The sequence below is a fragment of the Zavarzinia marina genome, from assembly GCF_021568905.1.
GTDB classification, from domain to species: domain Bacteria; phylum Pseudomonadota; class Alphaproteobacteria; order Zavarziniales; family Zavarziniaceae; genus Zavarzinia; species Zavarzinia marina.
This window is the reverse complement of sequence record NZ_JAKGSB010000003.1, coordinates 1-25608: the sequence shown is the minus strand read 5'-3', so window position 1 is coordinate 25608 and position 25608 is coordinate 1. Positions and strand designations below refer to the sequence as shown.

Below are 25608 nucleotides of genomic sequence, written 5' to 3'. Positions count from 1 at the left end.
CACCTCACCTCACCTCACCTCACCTCACTTCACCTCACCTCGCCCCCTCCACAAAATCCACCAACACGCTCCGCGCATCCCTCTTGCCTCCAGGCAGCATCTCCCCCATAGTGAGTGAACACTCACTCATGACGAGGCCGCCATGACATCGCCGGCAGAGACACGACGCAGGATTGTTCAGGCTTCCATCCGGCTTTTCGCGCAGCAGGGCGTGGGGGCGACGACGACCAAGCATATTGCGGCGGAGGCGCGGATTGCCGAGGGGACGATCTATCGGCATTTCCCGTCGAAGGAGGCGATGGCGGATGCCATCTTTCTGGAGCATTACCTGCCGTTTGCCGATGCGCTCCAGGCGCGGTTGCGCGGGGCCGGGACGGCGGGGGCGCGGATCGCGGGGCTGGTCGGGCATTTCTATGAGGCCTTCGACCGGGACCGGGATCTGTTCTCCTATCTGCTGCTGGGGCCGCGCGGGGCGACCATGCGCCTGCCGGTCGGGACCGTCACCCCGATCTCGGTGCTGCGGGGCGTGATCGCTTCGGCACGGGTGGAGGTGGGGGGCGGCTTTCCCCCCGGCGACGACGGGTTGGTCACCGCCATCGTGCTGGGCATGATCCTGCAACCGGCCGAGAGTGTGGCGCTTGGGGAGGAGAAGGGTCCGCTGGCGGAGCGCGCGGCGGTGGTGGTCGCGGCCATCGGCCGGGTGCTGGGCCTCGATGCGGGGGCCGCGCCATGAGCGCCGGCAAGATCACCTTCGCGCGCCGGCCGGATCACGGTTTCGCCGAACGGCTGCGCGCCCGGGTGGAGACGATCCTGGCGGAGCCGGGACGGCTGCGCCGGGGGCGGCGCCTGCTTTTGCTCAAGGGCGCGGTCTATGGCGGGTTGGCGGGGCTTGCCTATGCCGGCCTGCTGGCGTCCGGCGGGGCGATGCTGCCGGCAGCGGCGGCGGCAGTGGCCTTCGGGCTTTCGATCCTGCTGCTGGCGATCAACATCGGCCATGACGGCGCCCATGGCACGCTGACGCGGCGGCGCTGGCCGAACCATCTGATCCAGTTCCTGACCTTCGCGCCCCTGGGGGTCGATGCCTATCTGTGGCGCTGGCGGCACAATGCCTCGCACCATGTGTTCCCGAATGTGAATGGCTCGGATATCGACATCGACGCCAATCCCTTCCTGCGCCTGTCGCCGAACCAGCCGTGGAAGCGCCGGTTCCGGTTCCAGCATCTCCATGTGCCGCTGGTCTATGCCGCGGTCGCGCTGCACAGCATCTGGATTCAGGATTACTCCTATCTGGTGAAGCGCGAATTGGCCAATGCCCGCAACATCCGCCACCCCTGGCCGCGCTTTATGGAATTCGCCCTGGGCAAGCTGATCCATGTCACGGTCTGGTTCGTCGTGCCCATGGCGGTGCTGCCCATCGGCTTCGGCGGGGCTTTGGCGCTCTATCTCCTCGGGCTTGGGGTGATGTCCATCGTCTTCGTCTTTCTGTTGGTGGGCACCCATTTCTCGACCTCGGCCGAATTCCCGGTGCCGGATGGCGACGGCCGCCTGCCCCATGATTTCGCCGGCCATGCCGTGGCCACCTCGGTCGATTGGGCCCCCGACAGCCGCTTTGCCGGCTTCATCGCCGGCGGCGCCAATACCCATGCCGCCCACCACCTGTTCCCCCGCGTGGCCCATGTCCATTACCGCGCCATCAATGGCGAGATCGAACGCCTGGCCCGCGACTGCGGCGTCGACTATCACCGCACGACGTTCGCCGGCATGGTCGCCGATCACTTCCGCTTCCTGCGCCGCATGGGTGTGCGGCCGTAAAACGAAAAACGGCCGGGCCCTTGCGGGTCCCGGCCGTCTTCTCCTCCGCTTTCGCGCTTATTTCATCGTCGGGATCGAGAATTCGGCGCCGGAGCGGATGCCGGTCGGCCAGCGGCTGGTGACGGTCTTGATCTTGGTGAAGAATTTCACGCCTTCGGTGCCGTGCTGGTTGGTGTCGCCGAAGGCCGAGCGCTTCCAGCCGCCGAAGGAGTGATAGGCGAGCGGCACCGGGATCGGCACATTGATGCCGACCATGCCGACCTGGACCCGGCTGGCGAATTCGCGCGCCGCGTCGCCGTCGCGGGTGTAGATCGCGGTGCCATTGCCATAGGCGTGCTTGGTCGGCAGGTCGATCGCCTGATCGAAATCCGCCGCGCGGACGATCTGCAGGACCGGGCCGAAGATCTCGTCCTTATAGGTGCGCATGTCCGGGGTCACGCGGTCGAACAGGGAACCGCCGAGGAAATAGCCGTTCTCGTAGCCCTGGAGCTTGAAGCCGCGGCCGTCGACCAGCAGTTCGGCGCCTTCCTCGACGCCGAGGTCGATATAGGCCTTCACCTTGGCCAGATGCTCCGCCGAGACGACCGGGCCGTAGTCCGAGGTCGGGTCGAAGCTGGGGCCGACCTTCAGGGCCTCGACGCGGGGCACGAGCTTTTCGACCAGCCTGTCCGCCGTCTCCTCGCCCACCGGCACCGCGACCGAGATCGCCATGCAGCGTTCGCCGGCCGAGCCGTAGCCGGCGCCGATCAGGGCGTCGGCGACCTGGTCCAGGTCGGCGTCGGGCATGATGATCATGTGGTTCTTGGCGCCGCCCATGGCCTGCACGCGCTTGCCGTTGGCGGTGCCCGTCGCATAGACGTAGGAGGCGATGTTGGTCGAGCCGACGAAGGAGACGGCCTGCACGCGGGGATCGGTCAGGATGGTGTCGACCGCGACCTTGTCGCCGATCACGACGTTCAGCACGCCCTTGGGCCCGCCCGCCTCGATGAAGAGTTCGGCGAGGCGCAGCGGCACCGACGGGTCCTTTTCGGACGGCTTGCAGACGAAGGTGTTGCCGCAGGCGATGGCCACGCCGAACATCCACATCGGGATCATGGCCGGGAAGTTGAACGGCGTGATGCCGGCGACGACGCCGAGGGGCTGGCGCATCGAATACATGTCGATGCCGGGGCCGGCGCCTTCGGTGAATTCACCCTTCAGCAGATGCGGGATGCCGCAGGCGAATTCGATCACCTCGAGGCCGCGCTGGATGTCGCCCTTGGCGTCGGCGATGACCTTGCCGTGTTCCTCGGAGAGGAGCCTGGCGAGGCTGTCCATCTCGCGTTCCACCAGTTCCTTGAACTTGAACATCACGCGGGCGCGCTTCTGCGGGTTCTGGGCCGCCCAGGCCGGGAAGGCCGCCTGGGCCGCCGAAATCGCCGCCTCGACCTCTTCCTTCGTGGCGAGCGGGGCCTTGCGGATCACTTCGCCCAGGGTCGGGTTGAAGACGTCCTGGAACCGGCCGCTCTGGCCCGGCAGATGCTGGCCGTCGATGAAATGGGTGAGATGGGTCATGGCGTTTCCCCGGTTGGAATTCTTCACGGTCATGAACTGAAGTTGCCGGGCAAACTGGCACAGCCGGCATTTTTCTTCCACAAGCGTTGGCGCAGGATCATTGTGCGTAAACGCCGAGTCATAAAGAGGAAGACCTTGCAGGCATGTCGATGATCGGGAAACGCGAATGACCGGGGATAGGAATTGACGGGGCGTCTCGACTGGGACGACCTGCGCTATCTGCTCGCGGTATCGCGCGCCGGCCGGGTGTCGCTGGCGGCAAAAAGGCTCGGCGTCGATCATTCGACCGTGATCCGGCGCATCGGCGTTCTGGAGGAGGCGCTGGGGGCGCGCCTCGTCGATCGCGGGCCGACCGGCTACGACCTGACCGACCGGGGCGTGACCCTGGTCGCCGCCGCCGAACAGATGGAGACCCTGACCCTCGGTGCGCTGGACCAATTGGCGGGGGCGGACGCGCAGATTTCGGGCGCCGTCCGGATCGGCGCGCCGGATGGTTTCGGCTCCCTCTTCCTCGCCGGGCGGCTGGGCGGGCTGTCGGCGCTGCACCCCGGCCTCGAACTGCAGCTGGTCGCCATGCCCCGGGTGTTCAGCCTCTCCAAGCGCGAGGCCGATCTCGCCGTCAGCCTGTCGCCGCCGCGCTCCGGCCGGCTGGTCGCCAGCAAGCTGACCGACTATCACCTGGGGCTCTATGGCGCGCGCGGCTATCTGGCGGCACGGGGCCTGCCGGCCGGGGTGGACGATCTGCCGGCCCATACCTTCATCGGCTATATCGAGGATCTGCTCTATACGCCGGAACTCGATTATCTGGCGGAAATTCATCCGGGTATCCGGGCGAGTTTCCGCAGCGCCGGCCTGATCGCCCAGCTCCAGGCGGCGAAATCCGGCTTCGGGCTCTGCGTGCTGCCGCATTTCGTGGCGGCGGGGGAACCGGACCTGACGCGCGTGCTGCCCGGCGCCATCGGCCTCACCCGCTCGTTCTATCTGGTCACCCACAGCGACCTGAAGGACCTGCCGCGCATCCGCGCCGTCAGCCGCTTCATCACCGAGGAGACGCGGGGCGCCCGCGCGTTGTTCAACCCTTGATGGCGCGCGCTTTGAACGGGAATCCCGTTCCAGCGGCCAATGCGTTGATCCCATGCGGTTTTTTTGCTCAGGGCGGTAGCGGACGGCATCGGCTGGGCTAGAATGGCCGGCGCAGCACGGAACGGCCATGAACCTCACCTATCAGATCATTCTCATCGGGGCCCTGATGGGCGTCTTCGCCATCGTCGCCGGGCGCGTGTCGTCGCGGCTCGGGGCGCCGGTGCTGCTCGTCTTTCTCGGCCTCGGCATGCTGGCGGGGGAAGACGGTCTCGGCATTCGCTATGACGATGTCACCGGGGCCTTCTTCGTCTGTTCCGTGGCGCTGGCGGTCATCCTGTTCGACGGCGGCCTGCGCACCCAGCGCAGCACCTTCGCCGTCGCCGGCTGGCCGTCCCTTGTGCTCGCCACCGTCGGCGTGGCGATCACGGCCGGCATCGTCGCGGTCGGGGCCTGGGCCATGTTCGGCACGCCGCCGGCCGGTGCCCTGCTGATCGGCGCCACCGTCGCCTCGACCGATGCCGCCGCCGTGTTCTTCCTGCTGCGGCTCCAGAAACTCGACATCGCGCGCCGGGTCGCCTCCACCCTCGAGGTCGAATCGGGGCTGAACGATCCGATGGCGATCTTCCTCACCCTGCTGGCCATCGAACTGGTCTCGGCCCAGGACCTGACGGTGGCCGAAGGCGTCGCCACCTTCCTCCTGCAGATCGGCGGCGGCGCCCTGATCGGCTGGGGCGGCGGGCGGGCCCTGGTGTTCCTGGTCAACCGGCTGGAGACGGCGGCGGGTCTCTATCCGATCCTGGTGGTCGCCTCGGCGCTGACGGTCTTCGCCGGGGCGCAATTGCTCGGCACCTCCGGCTTTCTTGCCGTCTATGTCGCCGGTTTCGTTCTCGGCAACGAGCGCCACCGGGCCAGCCAATTGATCCTCCGCTTCCACGACGGGATCGCCTGGCTGGCGCAGATCGCCATGCTGCTCACCCTCGGGCTTCTGGTGACGCCGACCAAGCTGCTGCCCGTGCTGCTGCCGGCGCTCGGCGTCGCCGCCGTCCTGATGATCGTCGCGCGGCCGCTCGCCGTCTTCCTGTGCCTCTGGCCGTTCCGCTTCTCGATGCGCGAGCGCGCCTTCGCCGCCTGGGTCGGCCTGCGCGGGGCCGTGCCGATCTATCTGGCGCTGCCCGCCATCATCGAGAACATGCCGGGCGGGGAGGCATTGTTCGGCGTCGCCTTCGTCGTCGTGCTCACCTCCCTGGTGCTGCAGGGCTGGACCGTGGCGCCGGCGGCGCGGTTCATGAACCTCGCCCTGCCGCCGTCCAAGGCCCAGGCCGACCGGCGCGACGTCGACGTGCCCTTCGGCGCCCATCGCGACATCGTCGGCTATACCGTGCTGCCGGGTTCGGCCGTGGTGAACCTGCCGTTCGATCGCCTGCCCCTGCCGGAAGGGGCCCGGGTGCTCTCCGTGCTCCGCGCCGGCAGCGTGGTCGAGCCCGCCGCCCTCGACCATCTGGCGCCGCGCGACTATGTCCTCGTCATTGCCGATCCCGAACAGATCCACGGCCTGGACCGGATCTTCGCGTCGCGTCGGCGGGCCGGCGAAAGCGTGGCGGCGGCCGGCGAATTCGCCGTCGACGCGCGCCAGTCGATCGACGAATTCGGCCGTCTCTACGGCATCGAGATCCGCCCGCGCGACGCCGGCAAGTCGATCGCCGCCGTCATCACCGCAGCCTTCTCGGGCAAGCCCGTGGCCGGCGACCGCATGCCCTATGGCCCGGTGGAGCTGGTGGTGCGCGATCTGGACGATGCCGGCGCCGTCATCATGGTCGGCCTCGCGCTCGAGCCCGAGGCGGACCGCCCGACCCTCTCGCGCCTGCTCGGCCCCCGGTTGCACGCGGCGTTCGGCCGGGTCGGGCGGCGTCTTGCCGGCCGGGGCCAGCGCGCTTAAAACTGGCGCGGCGAAGGCGGCAGTCCGAGGAGAGAGAACGGCATGGTGACGCTTTACCACATCGTCGAGGACCGCCTGGTGCGCACCCCCTGGCATCTCGGCGGTGCCCTGCCGGACCGCCTCGTCTGGGCCGACATCCTGGAGCCGACGGCGGAGGAAGAGCATTCGCTGGAGGCGCTGCTCGGCATCGAACTGCCGACCCGGGCGGAAATGCGCGAGATCGAAGCCTCGTCCCGCCTCTACGAGATGGACGGCGCGCGCTTCCTGACCCTGACCGTGGTCTCCAAGGCCGACACGCCGGTCGCGGAAGCGAGCGCGGTGACCTTCGTCCTCGCCAATCACGTGCTGGTCACGCTCCGCTATTCGGATCCCTACGCCTTCACCATCCACGCCACCCGCGCCCTGAAGATGCCCGGCTATTGCGAGACCGGCGAGACCTCCATGGCCGGCCTCCTCGAAGCGATCATCGACCGCGCCGCCGACGTTCTGGAAAACGTCGCGACCGAGATGGACACCCTGTCCCACGACGTCTTTCACGCCCCGATCTCGGGCGATGGCGGCGGCACCGATCTCGAGGAGGCGCTGCGCTCGCTGGGCCGTTTCGACGATCTGCTCGGCAAGGTGCGGGAAAGCCTCGCCTCCCTGGAACGGACCACCTCCTTCCTGACCCTGACGCTCGCGCCCGAGACCAAGAAGGACTACCGCAACCGCCTGAAGACCATGGCGCGCGACGTCCGTTCCATCGCCGAACACGGCGCCGCCCTGTCGCAGAAGGTTTCCTTCCTGCTCGATGCCACCCTCGGCATGATCAACATCGAACAGACCCGGGTGATCAAGATCCTCTCGGTCGCCGCCACCGTGTTCCTGCCGCCGACCCTGATCGCCTCGATCTACGGCATGAATTTCGACATCATGCCCGAGGTTCACTTCAAGCTGGGCTACCCCCTCGCGCTGCTGATGATGGTGGCGTCCGCCGTGCTGCCCTATCTCTATTTCAAGCGAAAGGGCTGGCTGTAACGCCATGGACCTCTTCCTGCTGCTGTCGGTCGTCCTCATCGGCGTGCTCGAGGGACTGACCGAATTCCTGCCCGTGTCCTCGACCGGCCATCTGATCGTTCTGAAGGAGGCGCTGGGTGTCGATCTGCCCGACGCCTTCCTGATCGCCATCCAGCTCGGCGCCATTCTCGCCGTCTGCACCGTCTACTGGCGGCGCCTGGCCGACACCACCATCGGCGTCTTTCGCGGCGAGGCGACGGCCTGGCGTTTTTCGATCAACCTTCTCGTCGCCTTCCTGCCGGCGGTGGGGGTCGGGCTGCTTGCCTATGACTTCATCAAGTCGGTGCTGCTGGAAAGCCCGGCCACGGTGGGCACCACATTGGTGCTGGGCGGCATCGCCATCCTGATCCTGGAGAAGCGCCTGGAACGGCCCCGGGTGCATTCGGTCGACGGCATGAACTGGCGCACCGCGCTCGGCATCGGCGTCGTGCAGTGCCTCGCCATGATCCCCGGCGTCTCGCGCTCGGGCGCCACCATCATGGGCGGTCTCGGCTTCGGCCTGGCGCGCAAGCCGGCGGCCGAATTCTCGTTCTTCCTGGCGATCCCGACCATGGTCGCGGCGACCGGCTATGACCTCTACAAGACCGCCCACGGCCTGACCGACGCGGGGGCCGGCGCCATCGCCATCGGCTTCGCCGTCGCCTTCGTCGCCGCCGCCCTGGTGGTCAGGGCCGCCGTCAGCTTCATCGAACGCCACGGCTTCGCGCCCTTCGCCTGGTACCGGATCGGTGCCGGCGGCCTCGTGCTGATCTGGCTCGCGCTGCGCTGACCTGAAAAATGAAACGCCGGCGGGGTCGCCCCCGCCGCCCGGAAAACAAAAGCAAAGCGGCGGCGGGGTCGCCCCCGCCGCCCGGAAAACAAAAGCAAAGCGGCGGCGGGGTCGCCCCCGCCGCCGCCGGCCCTCCGCCCCCGAGGGGTTGGGGTCAGAGCTTCTTGACCTCGACCAGGAACTTCTCGACCTCGGCCCGCATCAGCGCCGCCTGATCGGCGAGCGAGATGGCGCCGTTGGCGACCTGGGTGACGGCATTGCCCGCCTCGCTGGTCGCCTGGCTGAGGGAGGCGACGTTGTTGGTCACCTCGCGGGTGCCGCCGGCCGCTTCCTGGACGTTGCGGCTGATCTCGTGGACCGCGCTGCCCTGTTCCTCGACCGCCGCCGCGATGGCGCCGGCGATCTCGTTGATCTGGCCGATGGTCTGGGTGATCGCCGTGATGGCGCCCACCGCGTTATGGGTCTCGCCCTGGATCGCCGTGATCTGGCCGGCGATCTCCTCGGTCGCCTTGGCGGTCTGGTTCGCCAGGTTCTTGACCTCGGAAGCGACGACGGCGAAGCCCTTGCCCGCCTCGCCGGCGCGCGCCGCCTCGATCGTGGCGTTCAGCGCCAGAAGGTTGGTCTGGCCGGCGATGTCGTTGATCAGCTTCACGACGGCGCCGATCTTCTCCGACGCTTCGGCAAGGCCCTTCACGGTGACGTTGGTCTGTTCCGCCTGGGCCACGGCAGCCTGGGCGACGGTCGACGACTGGGTCGCCTGGCGGCCGATCTCGGCGACGGAAGCGGCCAGTTCCTCGGTCGCGGCGGCGACGGTCTGGACGTTGGACGAGGCTTCGTTGGCGTTGGCGGCGATGGTCTCGGACTGGATCACCGTTTCCTGCACCACGTTCGACATGACGTCGGCGGCACCGCGCATCTCGTTGGCGGAACCGGCGACGGATTCGACCGCCGTCTTCACGTTCTGCTCGAAGCTGTCGATGACCTCGACCGTCTTGGTGACGATCGACCAGGTGACCATCGGGCCGATATAGGTGCCGTCGTCGTCGGTGATCGCCGAGACGCGCAGGTCCAGGGTCTCGGGCCCCAGCTTGATCTTGGCGTTATGCGGCAGGTTGCGCGGATCGGCCAGCATGCGGCGCTGGTGCTGCGGGTTCTTGTGGAAGATGTCGATGCAGGCGCCCAGCGCCTTCTCGGCCTTGATCGGCAGGAGATGTTCGACCGCCTTCAGGGTGTTCACCGAGGTGCGGTTGATGAAGTTGATCTCCAGCGTGTCCTTGTCCGCCGTCATGACGTTGATCGGCATGTCGTCCAGCATGCGCATCAGCATGTTGGTCTGCTTCTCGGTCTTCACCAGGTCGGTGATGATCGACCAGGTCAGCATCGGGCCGGTGTATTTGCCGTTCAGGTCGAAGATGGGCGAGACCAGGAGGTCCAGCACTTCGTCGCCCAGCTTGATGCGGGCGCGGTGCGGCAGGTTCTTCGGGTCCGACAGCAGGCGGCGTTGATGGGACGGGTTCTTGTGGAAGATGTCGATCGAGCGGCCGATGAGCTGATCGGCCTTGGCCGGCAGCAGATGCTCGAGCTTGCGCAGCGTCTCCACCGAGGTCTTGTTGACATAGGTGATGTTGAAGTTTTCGAGCTCGCACATCATGACGTTGACCGGCATGGCGTCGAGCATCTGCTTCAGCGCGGCGAGTTCGCCCCGGACGGCGCCGATCTGGCCGGTCGCGGCGGCCGCCTCGCTCTTGGCGGCGGCGGCTTCGCCCTTGGCCTCGGCGAGGCTGGCGGTGGCGGCGGCGGCGGCGGCGGTGGCGGTGGCCAGTTCACCCTTCACTTCGGCGAGGGCGGCATTGGCGGCGGCGGTGGCGGCATTGGCGGCTGCCAATTCGGCCTCGACTTCCCGACGGCGGGTGGCAAACATCTATGGCCCCTCTTTCCAAGGCTGGACAAGCAATCCGGTTTGTTCGGCGATCAGATTTGGTAAGCGATCTCAGGGCCGATGCTGCCCCGTAATCCCTAATTATTGGTAAGCCGGCGACGGACGGATGCCGGCGAAGACGAGAATGATGAGCGAAAAACTGGCAGAAACGGTCGCCGAGATCGCCGCAACCCTGTCCGCGCGGGCGGACCGGGGCCGGGTCGCGGACTATATTCCCGAACTCGCGGGGGTCGATCCCGGGCAATTCGGCATCGCCGTCGCGGATGCCGGGGGCCATATGGCAACGGCCGGCGACGCCGCGACGCCCTTCTCGATCCAGAGCGTGTCCAAGGTCTTCGCGCTCACCCTGGCGCTCGGCAAGATCGGCGATTCCATCTGGCACCGGGTCGGGCGGGAGCCCTCGGGCAATGCCTTCAACTCGATCACCCAACTCGAATACGAGAAGGGCATTCCGCGCAATCCCTTCATCAATGCGGGTGCCCTGGTGGTCAGCGACGTCATCCTGTCGGGCCATACGCCCAAGGTGGCGCTGGGCGAGGTCCTGCGCTTCCTCCATTTCGTCGCGGACGACGAGACGATCTTCATCGACGACAAGGTCGCCCGCTCGGAAGAGGCGACGGGCTTTCGCAACGCGGCGCTGGCCAATTACCTGCGCGCCTTCGGCAATCTGAAGAATCCGGTCGAAATGGTGCTGGGCACCTATTTCCACCAATGCGCCATCGCCATGACCTGCCGCCAGCTCGCCATGGCCGGGCGCTATCTCGCCTTCGGCGGGCGCCACCCGACGTCGGGCGGCGGCGTCGTCTCCTCCGACCGCGCCAAGCGCATCAATGCCCTGATGCTGACCTGCGGCCATTACGACGGCTCGGGCGATTTCGCCTTCCGGGTCGGCATCCCGGCGAAATCGGGCGTGGGCGGCGGCATCCTGGCGGTCGTCCCCGGCAAGGCCTCGATCGCCGTCTGGTCGCCGGGGCTGGACGCCCAAGGCAATTCGGTGCTGGGCTCCGACGCCCTCGAAATGCTGTCGCGCCGAATGGGCTGGTCGGTCTTCGGAGACTAGTTCGTCATCCCGGCGCAGGCCGGAATCTCCATCCGCCCATGTGCCCCTTTCGCCGGGGCGGCGCGTGGGGGAAACATCCTCCCCTCACCCCCACCCTCTCCCCGCAAGCGGGGCGAGGGAGTCCGTTCCGTGCTCGGTCAAAGCCCTCGCCCCTTTGGGGAGAGGGTTGGGTGAGGGGTGAAACACCGGCTCAAACGAAAGAAGCCGGACCTTTCGGCCCGGCTTCCCGTTTCGCTGCGCAGGGCATCAGCCCCGGCGTTCGACCATCATCTGCTTGATGGAAGCGATCGCCTTGGCGGGGTTCAGGCCCTTGGGGCAGGTGTTGGTGCAGTTCATGATGGTGTGGCAGCGATAGAGACGGAACGGATCCTCGAGGTTGTCGAGGCGTTCGCCCGTGCCTTCGTCGCGGGTGTCCACCAGCCAGCGATAGGCCTGCAGCAGGATCGCCGGACCGAGGTAACGGTCGCCGTTCCACCAGTAGCTGGGGCAGGAGGTGGAGCAGCATGCGCAGAGGATGCACTCGTAGAGACCGTCGAGCTTTTCGCGGTCTTCCTTGGACTGCAGGCGTTCCCGGGTCGGGGCCGGGGTCTCGGTCTGCATCCAGGGCTTGATCGAGGCATATTGCGCGTAGAAATGGGTCAGGTCGGGGACCAGATCCTTCACCACCGGCATATGCGGCAGGGGATAGATCTTCACCTCGCCGGAAACGTCCTCGATCGCCTTGGTGCAGGCGAGCGTGTTGCCCCCGTCGATGTTCATCGCGCAGGAACCGCACACGCCCTCGCGGCAGGAACGCCGGAAGGTGAGCGACGAGTCGACCTCGTTCTTGATCTTGATCAGGGCGTCGAGAACCATGGGACCGCATTGGTCCAGATCCACCTCGAAGGTATCGAGGGTGGGGTTCTTGCCGCTGTCCGGATCGTAGCGATAGACCTTGAAGGCCTTGACGCGCTTCGAACCGGAGGGGGCCTTCACCGACTTGCCGGTGCCGACCTTCGAATTCTTGGGCAGTGCAAACTCGACCATTGGCCTTGCCTTTCGTAATCCCGCCGGTTGCGTCAGTAGACGCGCGGACGCGGCGTGATGTATTCGATTTCGTCGGTCAGCGTATAGGTATGGACCGGACGATAGTCGAGGGTGACCGTGCCCGCCTCGTCGGCCCAGGCGAGCGTGTGCTTCATCCAGGTCTCGTCGTCGCGTTCGGCGAAATCCTCGCGGGCGTGGGCGCCCCGGCTCTCCTGGCGGTTGGCGGCACCGTTCATGGTGACCAGCGCCTGGCGCAGCAGATTGTCCAGCTCCAGCGTCTCCATCAGGTCGGTGTTGAAGATCATGGAACGGTCGGTCACGCCGACGTCGCCCCAGGCCTGCCACACCTCGGCGATGAGCTGCTTGCCTTCCTCCAGAACCTCGCCGGTGCGGAACACCGCGCAATTGTTCTGCATCACGCGCTGCATCTTGCCCCGGATGGCCGAGGTCGGCGTGCCGCCCTTGGCGTTGCGGATATTGTCGAAGCGGGTCAGCGCCGGCTCCGCCGAATCCTTGGCCAGATCCTTCTGCGCTTCGCCCGGCTTCACGATCTCGGCGGCGCGGATCGCGGCCGCGCGGCCGAACACCACGAGATCGATCAGCGAGTTGGAGCCCAGCCGGTTGGCGCCATGGACCGAGACGCAGGCCGCCTCGCCGATCGCCATCAGGCCCGGGATCACGTGGTCCGGATTGCCGTCCTTCAGGGTCACGACCTCGCCGTGATAGTTGGTCGGGATACCGCCCATGTTGTAGTGGACGGTCGGCAGCACCGGGATCGGCTGCTTGGTCACGTCGACGCCGGCGAAGACCTTCGCCGATTCCGAAATGCCCGGCAGGCGCTCGTGCAGGATCTTCGGATCGAGATGTTCGAGGTGCAGGAAGATGTGGTCCTTGTTCGGACCGACACCGCGCCCCTCGCGGATCTCGATGGTCATGGCGCGGGAGACGACGTCGCGCGACGCCAGATCCTTGGCCGAGGGCGCATAGCGTTCCATGAACGCCTCGCCGTTCGAATTGCGGAGGATGCCGCCCTCGCCGCGGGCACCCTCGGTGATCAGGCAGCCCGAGCCGTAGATGCCGGTCGGATGGAATTGCACGAATTCCATGTCCTGCAGGGGCAGGCCGGCGCGCAGCACCATGCCGCCGCCGTCGCCGGTGCAGGTATGGGCCGAGGTCGCCGAGAAATAGGCGCGGCCATAGCCGCCGGTCGCCAGCACCACGAGCTTGGCGCGGAAGCGGTGGATCTTGCCGTCGTCCAGGCACCAGGCGACGACGCCCCGGCATTCGCCGTTCTCCATGATGAGGTCGAGCACGAAATACTCGATGAAGAACTGGGCATCGAAGCGCAGCGACTGCTGATAGAGCGTGTGCAGGATGGCATGGCCCGTGCGGTCGGCGGCGGCGCAGGTGCGCTGGGCCTGGCCCTTGCCGAAATGGGTGGTCATGCCGCCGAAGGCGCGCTGATAGATCTTGCCTTCCGGGGTGCGCGAGAAGGGCACGCCGTAATGTTCGAGCTCGACCACGGCGGCCGGCGCCTCGCGGCACATGTATTCGATGGCGTCCTGGTCGCCCAGCCAGTCCGACCCCTTGACGGTGTCGTACATGTGGAAGCGCCAGTCGTCCTCGCCCATGTTGCCGAGGGCGGCGGAAATGCCGCCCTGGGCCGCCACGGTGTGGGACCGGGTCGGGAAGACCTTGGTGATGCAGGCGGTCTTCAGGCCGCGCTCGGCCATGCCGAAGGTCGCGCGGAGCCCGGCGCCGCCGGCGCCGACGACCACGACGTCGAATGTATGGTCGGTGATTGCATAAGCCTGGGGCATGACGTCACTCAGATCGCGATTTTGAGGATCGAGAAGATGGCCGCCGCGCCAAGCAGGACGGTCGCGAAATTCACCAGCATGGAAACGATGATCTTGGTCGATTCCGCCTGGATGTAGTCTTCGATGACGACCTGGGCGCCGAGCTTCAGGTGCCAGAAGCCGACCCCGACGAAGAGGCCGAGCAGCACCGCGACCAGCGGCTGGGCCACCCAGGCGGTGAAGACTTCGTAGGAAGAGCCCGACAGCACCACGAGGCTGGCGAGGAACCAGATGGTCAAGGGCACCAGGGCGATCGCGGTCACGCGCTGCAGCCACCAGTGATGGGTACCGTCCTTCGCCGAGCCGAGGCCGCGAACGGCGCCCAGCGGAGAACGGAGCGAGGAGCGGGGAGAAGCCATGTCTTGCGTCCTCAGAAGATGAAGGCCGCGATCCAGACGATCACGGTCAGAGCCACGGAACCGCCGACGACGAGCAGCGACGCCTTGTGGGATTCCTGCTTGTCGAAGCCCCAGCCGGCGTCCCAGAACAGGTGCCGGAGGCCGTTCAGCAGGTGGAAGCTGAGGGCCCAGGTGAAGCCGAAGAGGATGAGGATCCCGAGGATCGAGCCGGCGAACCATTGGAAGTTGCCGTAAGCCTCGGGCCCGCTGGCGGCCGCGACCAGCCACCAGGTGAGCAGCAGGGTGCCGAAGCCGAGGCCGACCCCCGTCGCGCGGTGGGTGATGGAGGCAAGGGCGGTGAGCGGCAGGCGGTAGACCTGGAGATGCGGCGAAAGCGGACGCTCGATCTGAGCCATCGCTGGTCCTCGTTATCTGGGGGTCGAACCCCCGCTCGACCCGAGTGTGCCCATGGGGCGTAAACAGGGCGGGACACGGGGCCCCGCCGGACGGCCTGATACTAAAGGCGGATCACCGCCAGTCAACGAAACCTAAGTCAAACAAGGGGCCCATCCCCAAATCGTCGTCCCGGCACAGGCCGGGACCTTTCGAAAGTGGGGCGCCGCGCCCTTCTCGTCGCGAGGCTCCGGCCTCGGCCGGGGCGACGCCGCTTGTCTTACCGGCGCGGGATCAGCACCCAATAGTCGAAGTCGAGAACCACGTTCTCGCCCGACTCGGGGAATTCCGCCGCCGGCAGGTTCTTGGTCGCGACGGTGCGGATGCGCAGCGCGCCCACGTCCGTCCGGCCCTCGATCGCGATCTTGTCCTTCACCTCGGACCAGGCGAACAGGGTGTCGCCGGCGAAGGTCGGCGCCGCATGGCGCCCGCCGTTGATCGCCGCGATGAAGATCGCATTGCCGAGACCGTTGAAGGACAGCGCCCGCGCCAGCGAGATCACATGGCCGCCGTACATCAGGCGCCGGCCGAAGCGGCCGTCCTTCTCGGTGAACTGGTTGAAGTGGACGCGCGCCGTGTTCTGATAGAGGCGCGTCGCCATCATGTGCTCGGCTTCCTCGATGGTCATGCCGTCCACATGGTCGATCTTCTCGCCGACCGCGTAATCGTCCCAGAGGTGGTCCGAGCCCGACAGCGCCGTATCGAAGGTGGAGAGGTCCAGGCCCTTTGGCACCGACAGGAAATCGGCGGGCACCACCGGCGCCAGATCCGGCACCACCGGCGTCGGCGCGGGCGACGCCTTGTCGCGCTTGCGGACCATCACCCAGCGGCAATAATCGAGCACCAGATCGCCTTCGTCGTCGCGCCCGACGGAGCGGACGTAGACGGTGCCGGTCTGGCCGTTGGAATTCTCCTTGAGGCCGATCACGGTCGAGGTGGTCGAGAGCGTGGTGCCCGGCGCCACCAGCTTCAGGAAGCGGCCCTGGGCATAGCCGAGATTGGCGACGGCGTTCAGGGAGACATCCGGCACGGTCTTGCCGAAGACGACGTGGAAGGTCAGCAGATCGTCGACCGGCGCGCCCTTCAGGCCCACGGCGCGGGCGAAGGCGGCGGACGACTGGACGACGAAGCGGCTGCCGGTCAGCGCGGTATAGAGCGCGACGTCACCGTCCGTCACCGTGCGCGGCGTGGCGTGGACCAGTTCCTGGCCGACGGTGAAATCCTCGAAGAAATTGCCCTTGGCGGTCTTGCTGCTCATCTCATCAACCCCGCGCCGCGATGGCATCCGCCATGCCGACGATGCGCTTGGCATTGTCGACGTGGAGATTCTCGATCAGCTTGCCGTCGACCAGCACCACGCCCTTGCCCTCGGCTTCCGCCGCTGCGAAGGCTTCGATGATGCGGCGCGACCAGGCGATTTCCGCCTCGGACGGGGCGAAGACGTCATTCGCGCCCTCGATCTGGTTGGGATGGATCAGGGTCTTGCCGTCGAAGCCGAGCTCGACACCCTGGAGGCAGGAGGCGCGATAGCCTTCCTCGTCCTTCAGGTCGAGATAGACGCCATCCAGGATCGACAGGCCATAGGCGCGCGCCGCCAGCATGGTGATGCCGAGCGAGGTGAGCATGGGCAGGCGCATCGGCGTATGGCGCGAATGCAGGTCCTTGGTCAGGTCGGAGGTGCCCATGACGAAGCAGGTCAGGCGCTTCGACGCCGCCGCGATCACTGCCGCGCGCAGGATGCCCAGCGGCGTTTCCATCATGGCCCAGATGGTGGTGGTTTCCGGCGCGCCCGCTTCGTTCAGCAGGGCCTCCGCCTTCAGGATGGTCGCCGGATCCTCCACCTTGGGCAGCAGGATGGCGTCGGGGCCGAGGGGGGCCAGCGCCTTGATGTCGTCGAGACCCCAGGCCGTCTCCAGCCCGTTGGTGCGCACGATCACCTCGCGGAAGCCGTAGCCGCCGGTCTTCAGGGCATCCGCGATCTGGTTGCGGGCCAGTTCCTTGGAATCAGGGCTGACCGCGTCCTCGAGATCGAGGATGAGACCGTCGGCCGGCAGGCTCCGCGCCTTGTCGAGCGCCCGGGCATTCGCCCCCGGCATATAGAGGACAGAGCGGCGGGGCCGGACGATGCTCATGGTTGCTCCGTTCGATCGGAAAACTGATATCAAACCGGCCCGACTATAGTCCGCCGAAGCGTACAGGCAAGGTCGCAGCGCAGCATTTTTGCCGCGACGCGGGGGCGAAAATCGCATTTGCCTGCCGGGCGGGGCCCGCGCACTCTTGCCGCCATGTCGGCCCCCACCATTCTTTCGATCCAATCCCGCGTCGCCCATGGCCATGTCGGCAATGCCGCCGCCGCCTTCGTGCTGCAGGTTCTCGGCTGCGAGGTGATCGAATTGCCGACGGTGCTGCTGTCGGCCCATCCGGGCCACGGCCGGCCGGGCGGCGGCGCGATTCCGCCCGCGCTGCTGGCCGACATGCTGGACGGACTGGACCGGATCGGCGTGCTGTCGTCCATCGACGGCGTCATCGTCGGCTATCTGGGCACGACGGAGACCGGTTCGGTCGCGGCCGACGCGATCGAGCGGGTGAAGCACGCCAATCCCGCCGCCCGCATCCTGATCGATCCCGTGATCGGCGACCGGGACGGCGGGCGCTATGTGGCGGACGGGATCGCCGAAATCTTCCGCGACCGCCTGATCCCGCTGGCGGATGTCGTGAAGCCCAATCATTTCGAACTGGAGGTTCTGGCCGGCCGGCCCATCGCCACGGTGGCGGCGGCCCTCGATGCCTTGGCCGCCCTCGGCGTGCCGCTGTCCGTGGTGACGTCCCTGGAACTGGCGGACGGCATGATCGGTACATTGGCACTGATCGAGGGCAAGTCCCGGCTCCAGGCCGCGCGCGCCGTGGCGGACCCGCCCCATGGCCTCGGCGATTCCCTGGGCGCCGCCCTGATGGCCCATCTGGTCGCCGGCCTGACGCCCGAGGCGGCGCTGGCCCGAGCCGTCGGCATGGTTGAGGCGATGATCGGCGCGGCCATCGCCCTCGGCCGGGACGAATTGCCCCTGATCGAGGCCGCGAGCCTGATCGCACACGCCCCGCCCCGGCCGCTCTATCCTCTGCCCTGACTCGATCCTCTGCCCTGGCTGTCGCGCCTGTGTTCCGCCGGGGTATGCCCGGTCCAGCCCCGGAAGGCGCGGGCGAAGCTCTTCTCGCTGGAAAAGCCGAGGACGGCCGCGACCTGCTTCACCGGCCGATGGCTCCGCTCCAGCAGGCGAAGGGCGACGGCCAGTCGCGCCTCGTCCTTCAGGGCTTGCAGGGAGGCCCCCTCGCGCGCCAGTTGCCGGTGCAGGCTGCGCACGGAGAGGCCCAGCGCCTCCGCCAGTGCCGCCGCGTCGCCGAACGCGGCCGGCTGCGCCATCACCAGTCCCCGCACCCGCTGCACCAGCAGACGGTCGTGGCGATAGCGATGGACGATCAGGGGCACGGCATCCGCCAGCATGCGCTGCATGTCCGCCTCGTCCCGGCGGATCTTGAGGGCGAGATAGCGGGCATCGAAGGCAAAGCCCGCGACCGGCGCGTCGAAGTCGACCGGACAGCCGAGCAGCAGGGGATAGATCGCGCCATGGGCGGGCTCCGGAAACGGCAGCCCGGCACGCGACAGGGGAATCCGCGAATCCGCCAGCCAGCAGGCGAAGCCGTGGGCGTTGCGCAGCACCGAGACCATGCAGAATTCCCGCATGTCCGGCCCGTGGATGCCGACCGGCCGGCATTCCGACAGGCGCATTTCCGCCCCCTCGCCCTCCACCGCCAGATCCAGGCGGATGTCGTCGGTCAGCAGGAAGTGATGGCGGAACCAGCGCCGCATGGCGATGCCGAGGTCGGGCGCCGAGAGGGAGGCGCGGGCCAGGAGGCCATAACTGCCCCAGGGCAGCGGCCGCGAAAACCAGCCCAGCGCCTCGTCGTCCAGCGCGCGCATGGCGCCGCCCGCCACGATCTCCAACTGCCCGGCGGTGAAGCGGGTGTCGTCGTCGCCCAGGGCTTCGGGGTCGATCTGCGCCCGCGCCAACAGGGGCGCCGGATCGCGGCCATAGCGACCATGGGCCTGGACGATGGCCCGTATGAAGGCGGCGGGGGTCGCCCGAACGGGTCCGGGCGCCGGCGGGAGTGGCACGATTTGATCCCTGGCTGGCAATACATGAGCGCCCGTCCGGTATAGAGTGCGGCCACAACCGGCGCATGGGAAAAGTGCCGGACGGGGGCTGAAACGCCCTCAGGGGAGCAAACGCCGAGGAAGGGTTCCGCATGCCCGTCATCAAATCCGCCCTGTCGACGCGGAGCGACGATTTCCGCGCCAATGCCGAGCATATGCGCGGCCTGGTCGCCGATCTGCGCGACAAGGTGGACGGCATCGCCAGGGGCGGCGGGGAAGCCGCGCGCCAGAAGCATCTGGCCCGGGGCAAGCTTCTGCCGCGCGACCGGATCGAAACCCTGCTGGATGCCGGCGCACCCTTCCTCGAAATCGGGCAGATGGCCGCCTTCGGCATGTATGGCGGCGATGCACCGTCCGCCGGCGTCATCACCGGCATCGGCCGGGTGCGGGGCGTCGAGTGCATGATCGTCGCCAATGACGCCACGGTGAAAGGCGGCACCTATTATCCCGTCTCGGTGAAGAAGCACCTGCGCGCCCAGGAAATCGCGGAGCAGAACCACCTGCCCTGCGTCTATCTGGTCGATTCCGGCGGCGCCTTCCTGCCGCGCCAGGACGAAGTCTTCCCCGACAGGGAGCACTTCGGCCGCATCTTCTTCAATCAGGCAAACATGTCGGCCAAGGGCATTCCCCAGGTCGCGGTGGTGATGGGCGCCTGCACGGCGGGCGGCGCCTATGTGCCGGCCATGAGCGATGAAACCGTGATCGTGCGCAACCAGGGCACCATCTTCCTGGGCGGCCCGCCCCTGGTGAAAGCCGCGACCGGCGAAGTGGTCAGCGCCGAGGACCTGGGCGGCGGCGAGGTTCACGCCCGGATCTCCGGCGTCGCCGATCAACTGGCCGAGAACGATACCCATGCGCTTGCGCTGGCGCGCCAGATCGTCGGCGGCTTCAACCGCGTGAAGCCCAGCCCGCTGGCGCTTCAGCCCGTCGAAGCCCCGCTCTACGATCCCTCGGAAATCTACGGCATCGTGCCGAAGGACACGCGGAAGCCCTATGACATCCGCGAGCTGATCGCCCGCGTGGTCGACGGCTCCCGCCTCGACGAATTCAAGCCTCAGTTCGGCGAAACCCTGGTGACGGGTTTCGCCCATCTCCACGGCATGCCCGTCGGCATCCTGGCCAACAACGGCATATTGTTCGGCGAGTCGGCGGTGAAGGGCGCGCATTTCATCGAACTTTGCGCCCAGCGCGGCGTGCCCCTTCTCTTCCTGCAGAATATCTCCGGCTTCATGGTCGGGCGGAAATACGAGAACGAGGGTATCGCCAAGCACGGCGCCAAGCTGGTGACCGCGGTCGCCACCGCCAAGGTGCCGAAGATCACCCTGGTGGTCGGCGGTTCCTACGGCGCCGGCAATTACGGCATGTGCGGCAGGGCCTATTCGCCACGCTTCCTGTGGATGTGGCCGAACGCGCGGATCTCGGTCATGGGCGGCGAACAGGCGGCCAGCGTGCTGGCGACCGTCCGCCGCGACGGTATCGAGGCCAAGGGCGGCGCCTGGTCGGCGGAGGAGGAAGAAGCCTTCAAGGCCCCGATCCGCGCCCAATACGAGGAACAGGGCCATCCCTATTACGCCTCGGCACGGCTGTGGGACGACGGCATCCTGGACCCGGCGCAGACCCGGCGTCTGCTCGCCCTCTCCCTCTCCGCGACCCTGAACGCGCCCATCCCCGAGACGCGCTTCGGCGTCTTCCGCATGTGAGGCGAGACCATGTTCGACAGCATCCTGATCGCCAATCGGGGCGAGATCGCCTGCCGCGTCATCCGCACCGCCCGGCGCATGGGCCTGCGCGCCATCGCCGTCCATTCCGAGGCGGATGCCGGCGCCCGCCATGTCCGCCTCGCGGATGAAGCGGTCCTGATCGGCCCCGCAGCCGCCCGCGAAAGTTATCTGGTCGCGGAGCGGATCATCGAAGCGGCCAGGCGGACCGGCGCGAAAGCCATTCACCCCGGATACGGCTTCCTTTCGGAAAACGCCGATTTCGCCGAGACCTGCGCCCGCGAAGGCATCATCTTCGTCGGCCCGCCGCCATCCGCCATCCGCGCCATGGGCAGCAAATCCGCCGCCAAGGCCCTGATGGAGACGGCCGGCGTGCCGCTCACCCCCGGCTATCACGGCGACGAGCAGGACCCCGACTTCCTGAAGGCCCAGGCGGATGCCATCGGTTACCCGGTGCTGATCAAGGCGGCGGCCGGCGGCGGCGGCAAGGGCATGCGCCTTGTGGAGCGCGGCGGCGATTTCATCGAGGCGCTGGCATCGTGCCGGCGCGAGGCCAGGGCTTCCTTCGGCGACGATCATGTGCTGGTGGAAAAATATGTCACCCGCCCGCGCCATATCGAAATCCAGGTCTTCGGCGACAGTCATGGCAACTACGTCCATCTGTTCGAGCGCGACTGTTCGGTCCAGCGCCGTCACCAGAAGGTGGTGGAGGAAGCGCCGGCCCCCGGCATGACGCCCGAAAGGCGCCACGCCATGGGCGAGGCGGCGGTGGCGGCGGCCCGGGCCGTCGGCTATGCCGGCGCCGGCACGGTCGAATTCATCGCCAATCAGGACGGCACGTTCTATTTCATGGAGATGAACACCCGTCTCCAGGTCGAACATCCCGTGACCGAGATGATCACGGGCCAGGATCTGGTCGAATGGCAGTTGCGCGTTGCCGCCGGCGAGGCGCTGCCGCTCTCCCAGGCCGAACTCGGCATTCAGGGCCATGCCTTGGAGGCGAGGATCTATGCCGAGGACGCGGATCGCGGCTTCCTGCCTTCGATCGGCCGCCTCGCCCATGTCGCGGCGCCCGCCGAAGGTCCGCACGTCCGGATCGATACCGGGGTCGAGGAAGGGGACGAGATCACGCCCCATTACGACCCCATGGTGGCCAAGCTGATCGTCTGGGACGAGGACCGCGACGCGGCCCTGGCCCGCATGCGCCGCGCACTCGCCGATTACCGCGTCGCCGGTGTCACCACCAACATCCCCTTCCTGTCGCGCCTGATCGCCTGCCCCGCTTTCGCCGAAGCCGACCTGGACACCGGCCTGATCGAGCGCGAGCGCGATGCCCTGTTTCCGCCCGCCACGGTCCTGCCGCGCGACGCCCTTCTGGCCGCCGCCGCCGCCGAACTGCTGGCGGAACGGGCGACATCCGACAACGATCCCTGGGGCCTTCGCGACGACTGGCGCCTGAACATGGCGGCTCGCCGCAGCCTCCAATACCGCGCGGGCGACGAGACCTTCGAGATCGCGGTCGTGGCCTCGGGCAACGGCTGGTCCCTGACCCTTGCCGGTGAGACGGCCGAAGTCGCCGCGAGCGCGATTTCGCGCGGCGCCATGGCGCTGACGGTCGACGGGCGGCGCTTCAGCGCGACCGTGGTGGCGCTGGGCACCCATCGTCAGGTCTTCCTGGGCGGCGGGGTTCATGCCCTCGAGCGCGACGATCCGCTGGCGGCCGATTTCGGCGCCGCATCCGGCGGCGGGCGCCTGACCGCGCCCATGCCGGGCAAGGTGGTGGCCCTGCTGGCCGAAGCCGGCAGCGCGATCGAGGCGGGTCAGCCGCTGCTGATCCTGGAAGCGATGAAGATGGAACACACCATCAAGGCCCCCGGCGCCGGCGTGCTCTCCGCCTATCATTTCGCCGTCGGCGATCAGGTGGCGGAAGGCGATGCGCTGGCCGCCGTCGAGACGGAGGCGTGACCATGACCCGGGTAAAGATCGTCGAGGTCGGCCCGCGCGACGGCTTGCAGAACGAGGCCCAGGCGATCGACACCGCGACCAAGATCGAATTGATCGACCGCCTGGGCGCCGCCGGCCTTACGGTGATCGAGGCGACGGCCTTCGTCTCGCCCAAATGGGTGCCGCAGATGGCCGACAACGCGGCGGTGCTGCGCGGGTTGCACCGCAGGCCGGGCGTGACCTACCCGGTGCTGACGCCCAATCTGAAGGGGTTCGAGGCGGCGCTGGAAGCCGGCGCCACCGAAGTCGCGATCTTCGCCGCCGCCTCCGAGAGTTTCTCGAAGCGCAACATCAATTGTTCCATTGCCGAGAGCCTGGAGCGTTTCCGCCCCGTCGCCGAGGCGGCGAAATCAGCGGGTGTCGCGCTTCGCGGCTATGTCTCCTGCGTCGTCGCCTGCCCCTATGAGGGCGCGATCGAACCGAAGGCGGTGGCCGAGGTTTCCAAGGCGCTGCTCGACATGGGCGCCTATGAAGTCTCGCTGGGCGATACGATCGGCAAGGGCGTGCCCGCCACCATCCGGCGCATGATCGACGCCGTCGCCGCCGTCGTGCCCGTGGAACTTCTGGCGGGTCATTATCACGACACCTGGGGCATGGCCGTGGCCAATATCGCCGCCTCGCTGGACGCCGGCATCACCACCTTCGATGCCTCCGTCTCCGGCCTCGGCGGCTGTCCTTATGCCAAGGGCGCCTCGGGCAATGTCGCGACCGAGGATGTGGTCTATCTGATGCAGGGCATGGGGATCGAGACCGGTATCGATCTCGACCTGCTGGTCGACGCCGGCGCCTTCATCTCGGCAAAGCTCGGGCGCCGCAACGGCTCGAAGGTCGCCCAGGCGATCCTGGCCGCGCGCGCTTAAGAAGTGTTCGTCGTCCAGGCAGAAGGCCGGGACCTTCCCCCGGAAAGGGCGCCTTCTGGTTACGAGATCCCGGCCTGCGCCGGGATGACCTCTTGGGGGGCGTTCGCCTCCGCGATGGCGGCGGCGGTGCGACGGCCTGACCAGATGCAGTCGCCCAGGGAAAGGCCGCTGACGTAGAAATTGGACGGCAGGCCGCGCGCCGCCCGGCCGACGGCATAGAGCCCGGCGATGGTGCCGCCCGCTTCGCGCAGCACCGCCCCCGTCGCCTCGTCCACCGCCAGCCCGCCGAGAGTCAGGACCGGCAGGGGGAAGGCGGGATTGTCGACGGAGATGTTCAGGGCATGGAACGGGCCTCGTTCAATCAGGCCCCGCATGTCCTCGGACTTGCCCATGGGATCGGGCGCCGTGCCCTTGCAGGCGGCGTTGTTGGCATCGACGGCGGCCCGCAGCGTCGCGGCCGGCATCTTCAGTTTCGCCGCCAGGGCCTCGATGGTCGGGGCGCGTTTCGCCGTCATCATCAGGGTGCGGGCCGGAAAGGACTGGAAGCCCCACATGGCGCCGGTGGCGATTTCGCGCTTGGCCTCGGCGATACCGTCGGCATCCAGGATCACCCAGGCCTTGCCGCCGGCCTTCCGCATCATGGCGTCGCCCATGCGCGCGCCATATTGTTCCTCGTTGGTCAGACGGCTGCCGTCGGGCCCGACCACGATGCCTTTGGCGAAACCGTGCGGCGGGTTGATGAAGCGCCAGGCCGAGATCTGGCCGGACTTGTCCAGCCGCCCGCCCATGGCGAGACCGAGCCGGATACCCGAGCCATCGCAGCCGGAGGAGCCGAGGGGAAAGCCCTTCACGAATTGCGGCGCATGGCGTTCCACCATGGCGCGGTTCTTGATGAAGCCGCCGGTCGCCAGCACCACGCCCAGGCGCGCGCCGATACGAAGCGGCTTCGCCTGCCGCGCCTCGATCATGGCGACCAGCGCCAGCAACAGGCGCGAGACACCCGCGACCTGCAAGGCGATTACGCGCGCCCAGCGTTCGAGCCGCCGGTGCAGCGCCGTCATCAGGCCCTGTTGCGGCAGGCACATGAGTTCGGCGCCGACGACCGCGCCGGCCTCGTCCACGAACAGGCGGCGCACCGATGCCTCGGTCCTTATGCTGATGCCCTTGGTGGCACGCACACGGGCCATCACGCCTTCCATCATGGCGCGGCCCGACAGCCAGGCGCCCTTGGCCCGATGGCCGCGCGGCGCCGGCGGCACCGCCTCGCGATTGGCCGGCACCATCTCGTTGCCCGAGAAATAGAGATAGTGATCGCGCGAGGGATAGGAGGTTTCATGCGGCGCTTCCGTCCCGTCGAACAGGGCACCGTGATCCTCCAGCCAGTCGATCATGTCCGCGCTCTGATCACAGTAACGGCGCAGGGTCTCGGGGCTGACGGCATCGCCAACTTCGCGCGAGAGGTATTCGGCCATGGCCGCCGCCGTATCCTCGCGCCCGGCGGCCTTCTGATGCTTGGTGCCGCCGCCGGCATAGACGATGCCGCCCGACAGCCAGGAGGCGCCGCCGCCCGCGAAACGGTCGACCAGCAGGACATCGAGGCCGCGTTCCGCCGCCTCCAGCGCCGTCGCCGAACCGGCGGCGCCGAAGCCGACCACCAGCACGTCGCAGGTTACGTCGAAGGCGGCCGGGGCGGCCGTCGCCTCGTCCAGCGTCGCGCAGCCCGGCGAACGGTCCGCCGCCAATCCCGTCAGCGTTGGGCCCGTCAGCGCCATGACCGCAGCCTCAGCAGAAGTGATCTGTGCTGGGGAGCCCGAGCATGGTGCCGCCCCAGTTTCGGCCGATGGTGTCGGCCTGATTGGCGGCATGGGCCTTGCCGGTCATGAGGTCGGCATAGATGCGTCCGAAGGGCAGGCGGTCGAACACGGCGGCGC

General features: G+C 67.7%; 21 protein-coding genes. 11 read left to right on the top strand and 10 right to left on the bottom strand.

Going from position 1 to position 25608, the window contains the following annotated elements; genetic code table 11:
• Nucleotides 1-142 precede the first annotated feature (142 nt).
• On the top strand, nucleotides 143-733 hold the full coding sequence (locus L2U69_RS08990) for a TetR/AcrR family transcriptional regulator (protein ID WP_268967332.1): 591 nt from the start codon (nucleotides 143-145) through the stop codon (nucleotides 731-733).
• Nucleotides 730-1812 carry a fatty acid desaturase family protein gene (locus tag L2U69_RS08985; protein WP_236106471.1) on the top strand — a complete coding sequence of 361 codons (1083 nt, stop codon included), beginning with the start codon at nucleotides 730-732 and terminating at the stop codon, nucleotides 1810-1812. The genes L2U69_RS08990 and L2U69_RS08985 overlap by 4 nt, the downstream gene beginning before the upstream one ends.
• A gap of 57 nt (nucleotides 1813-1869) precedes the next feature.
• On the opposite strand, the gene L2U69_RS08980 is transcribed toward L2U69_RS08985, so the two are convergent.
• Nucleotides 1870-3366 carry a CoA-acylating methylmalonate-semialdehyde dehydrogenase gene (locus tag L2U69_RS08980; protein WP_236106470.1) on the bottom strand — a complete coding sequence of 499 codons (1497 nt, stop codon included), beginning with the start codon at nucleotides 3364-3366 and terminating at the stop codon, nucleotides 1870-1872.
• A gap of 183 nt (nucleotides 3367-3549) precedes the next feature.
• On the opposite strand from L2U69_RS08980, the gene L2U69_RS08975 reads away from it, so the two are divergent.
• The 4 genes from L2U69_RS08975 (at nucleotide 3550) to L2U69_RS08960 (ending at nucleotide 8210) form a co-directional block, all read left to right on the top strand.
• The gene (locus tag L2U69_RS08975) at nucleotides 3550-4449 is read left to right on the top strand and encodes a LysR family transcriptional regulator (protein ID WP_236106469.1); all 900 of its coding nucleotides are present in this window, start codon (nucleotides 3550-3552) and stop codon (nucleotides 4447-4449) included.
• 127 nt (nucleotides 4450-4576) lie between these two features.
• A complete protein-coding gene (locus L2U69_RS08970; RefSeq protein WP_236106468.1) occupies nucleotides 4577-6385 on the top strand; it encodes a potassium/proton antiporter in 1809 nt (602 codons plus the stop codon).
• 42 nt (nucleotides 6386-6427) lie between these two features.
• Nucleotides 6428-7402 carry a magnesium transporter CorA family protein gene (locus L2U69_RS08965; protein WP_236106467.1) on the top strand — a complete coding sequence of 325 codons (975 nt, stop codon included), beginning with the start codon at nucleotides 6428-6430 and terminating at the stop codon, nucleotides 7400-7402.
• 4 nt (nucleotides 7403-7406) lie between these two features.
• On the top strand, nucleotides 7407-8210 hold the full coding sequence (locus tag L2U69_RS08960) for an undecaprenyl-diphosphate phosphatase (RefSeq protein WP_236106466.1): 804 nt from the start codon (nucleotides 7407-7409) through the stop codon (nucleotides 8208-8210).
• Nucleotides 8211-8364: 154 nt separating this feature from the next.
• Here the strand turns inward: L2U69_RS08960 and L2U69_RS19165 are convergent, their stop codons facing one another.
• Nucleotides 8365-10131, bottom strand: a complete 1767-nt coding sequence (locus tag L2U69_RS19165; RefSeq protein ID WP_268967331.1) for a methyl-accepting chemotaxis protein — start codon at nucleotides 10129-10131, stop codon at nucleotides 8365-8367.
• 142 nt (nucleotides 10132-10273) lie between these two features.
• Between L2U69_RS19165 and L2U69_RS08950 the strand changes: the two genes are divergently transcribed.
• Nucleotides 10274-11209 carry a glutaminase gene (locus L2U69_RS08950; protein WP_236106465.1) on the top strand — a complete coding sequence of 312 codons (936 nt, stop codon included), beginning with the start codon at nucleotides 10274-10276 and terminating at the stop codon, nucleotides 11207-11209.
• 246 nt (nucleotides 11210-11455) lie between these two features.
• Here L2U69_RS08950 and L2U69_RS08945 read toward each other — a convergent pair whose 3' ends face one another.
• The 6 genes from L2U69_RS08945 to L2U69_RS08920 form a co-directional block, all read right to left on the bottom strand.
• Entirely contained in the window at nucleotides 11456-12235 is a 780-nt protein-coding gene (locus tag L2U69_RS08945; RefSeq protein WP_236106464.1) for a succinate dehydrogenase iron-sulfur subunit, read from the bottom strand.
• Nucleotides 12236-12267: 32 nt separating this feature from the next.
• Nucleotides 12268-14055, bottom strand: a complete 1788-nt coding sequence (gene sdhA, locus L2U69_RS08940) for a succinate dehydrogenase flavoprotein subunit (protein WP_236106463.1) — start codon at nucleotides 14053-14055, stop codon at nucleotides 12268-12270.
• An 8-nt stretch (nucleotides 14056-14063) separates the two neighbouring features.
• On the bottom strand, nucleotides 14064-14453 hold the full coding sequence (sdhD, locus tag L2U69_RS08935) for a succinate dehydrogenase, hydrophobic membrane anchor protein (protein WP_236106462.1): 390 nt from the start codon (nucleotides 14451-14453) through the stop codon (nucleotides 14064-14066).
• An 11-nt stretch (nucleotides 14454-14464) separates the two neighbouring features.
• Nucleotides 14465-14848 (bottom strand): succinate dehydrogenase, cytochrome b556 subunit, encoded by a 384-nt coding sequence (sdhC, locus tag L2U69_RS08930; protein ID WP_236106461.1) that lies wholly within the window; start codon nucleotides 14846-14848, stop codon nucleotides 14465-14467.
• A 257-nt stretch (nucleotides 14849-15105) separates the two neighbouring features.
• Nucleotides 15106-16143 carry a MaoC family dehydratase gene (locus L2U69_RS08925; RefSeq protein WP_236106460.1) on the bottom strand — a complete coding sequence of 346 codons (1038 nt, stop codon included), beginning with the start codon at nucleotides 16141-16143 and terminating at the stop codon, nucleotides 15106-15108.
• Between the two features lie 4 nt (nucleotides 16144-16147).
• Complete coding sequence (locus L2U69_RS08920) at nucleotides 16148-17017, bottom strand: HpcH/HpaI aldolase/citrate lyase family protein (RefSeq protein WP_236106459.1); 870 nt, start codon at nucleotides 17015-17017, stop codon at nucleotides 16148-16150.
• A 153-nt stretch (nucleotides 17018-17170) separates the two neighbouring features.
• Here L2U69_RS08920 and pdxY point away from each other — a divergent pair, with 153 nt between their 5' ends.
• Complete coding sequence (gene pdxY, locus L2U69_RS08915) at nucleotides 17171-18010, top strand: pyridoxal kinase (protein ID WP_236106458.1); 840 nt, start codon at nucleotides 17171-17173, stop codon at nucleotides 18008-18010.
• Here the strand turns inward: pdxY and L2U69_RS08910 are convergent.
• Nucleotides 17995-19056 (bottom strand): AraC family transcriptional regulator, encoded by a 1062-nt coding sequence (locus L2U69_RS08910; RefSeq protein ID WP_236106457.1) that lies wholly within the window; start codon nucleotides 19054-19056, stop codon nucleotides 17995-17997. The genes pdxY and L2U69_RS08910 overlap by 16 nt on opposite strands.
• 131 nt (nucleotides 19057-19187) lie before the next feature.
• Between L2U69_RS08910 and L2U69_RS08905 the strand changes: the two genes are divergently transcribed.
• Genes L2U69_RS08905 through L2U69_RS08895 form a run of 3 tightly spaced genes read left to right on the top strand, consistent with a single transcriptional unit; the run spans nucleotide 19188 to nucleotide 23677 of the window.
• Nucleotides 19188-20795, top strand: coding sequence for a carboxyl transferase domain-containing protein (locus L2U69_RS08905; RefSeq protein WP_236106456.1), 1608 nt, complete (start codon nucleotides 19188-19190; stop codon nucleotides 20793-20795).
• Between the two features lie 9 nt (nucleotides 20796-20804).
• Nucleotides 20805-22778, top strand: coding sequence for an acetyl-CoA carboxylase biotin carboxylase subunit (locus L2U69_RS08900; protein ID WP_236106455.1), 1974 nt, complete (start codon nucleotides 20805-20807; stop codon nucleotides 22776-22778).
• 2 nt (nucleotides 22779-22780) lie between these two features.
• A complete protein-coding gene (locus L2U69_RS08895) occupies nucleotides 22781-23677 on the top strand; it encodes a hydroxymethylglutaryl-CoA lyase (RefSeq protein WP_236106454.1) in 897 nt (298 codons plus the stop codon).
• Between the two features lie 59 nt (nucleotides 23678-23736).
• Here the strand turns inward: L2U69_RS08895 and L2U69_RS08890 are convergent, their stop codons facing one another.
• Entirely contained in the window at nucleotides 23737-25449 is a 1713-nt protein-coding gene (locus L2U69_RS08890) for an FAD-binding protein (protein ID WP_236106453.1), read from the bottom strand.
• Nucleotides 25450-25608: the final 159 nt, after the last annotated feature.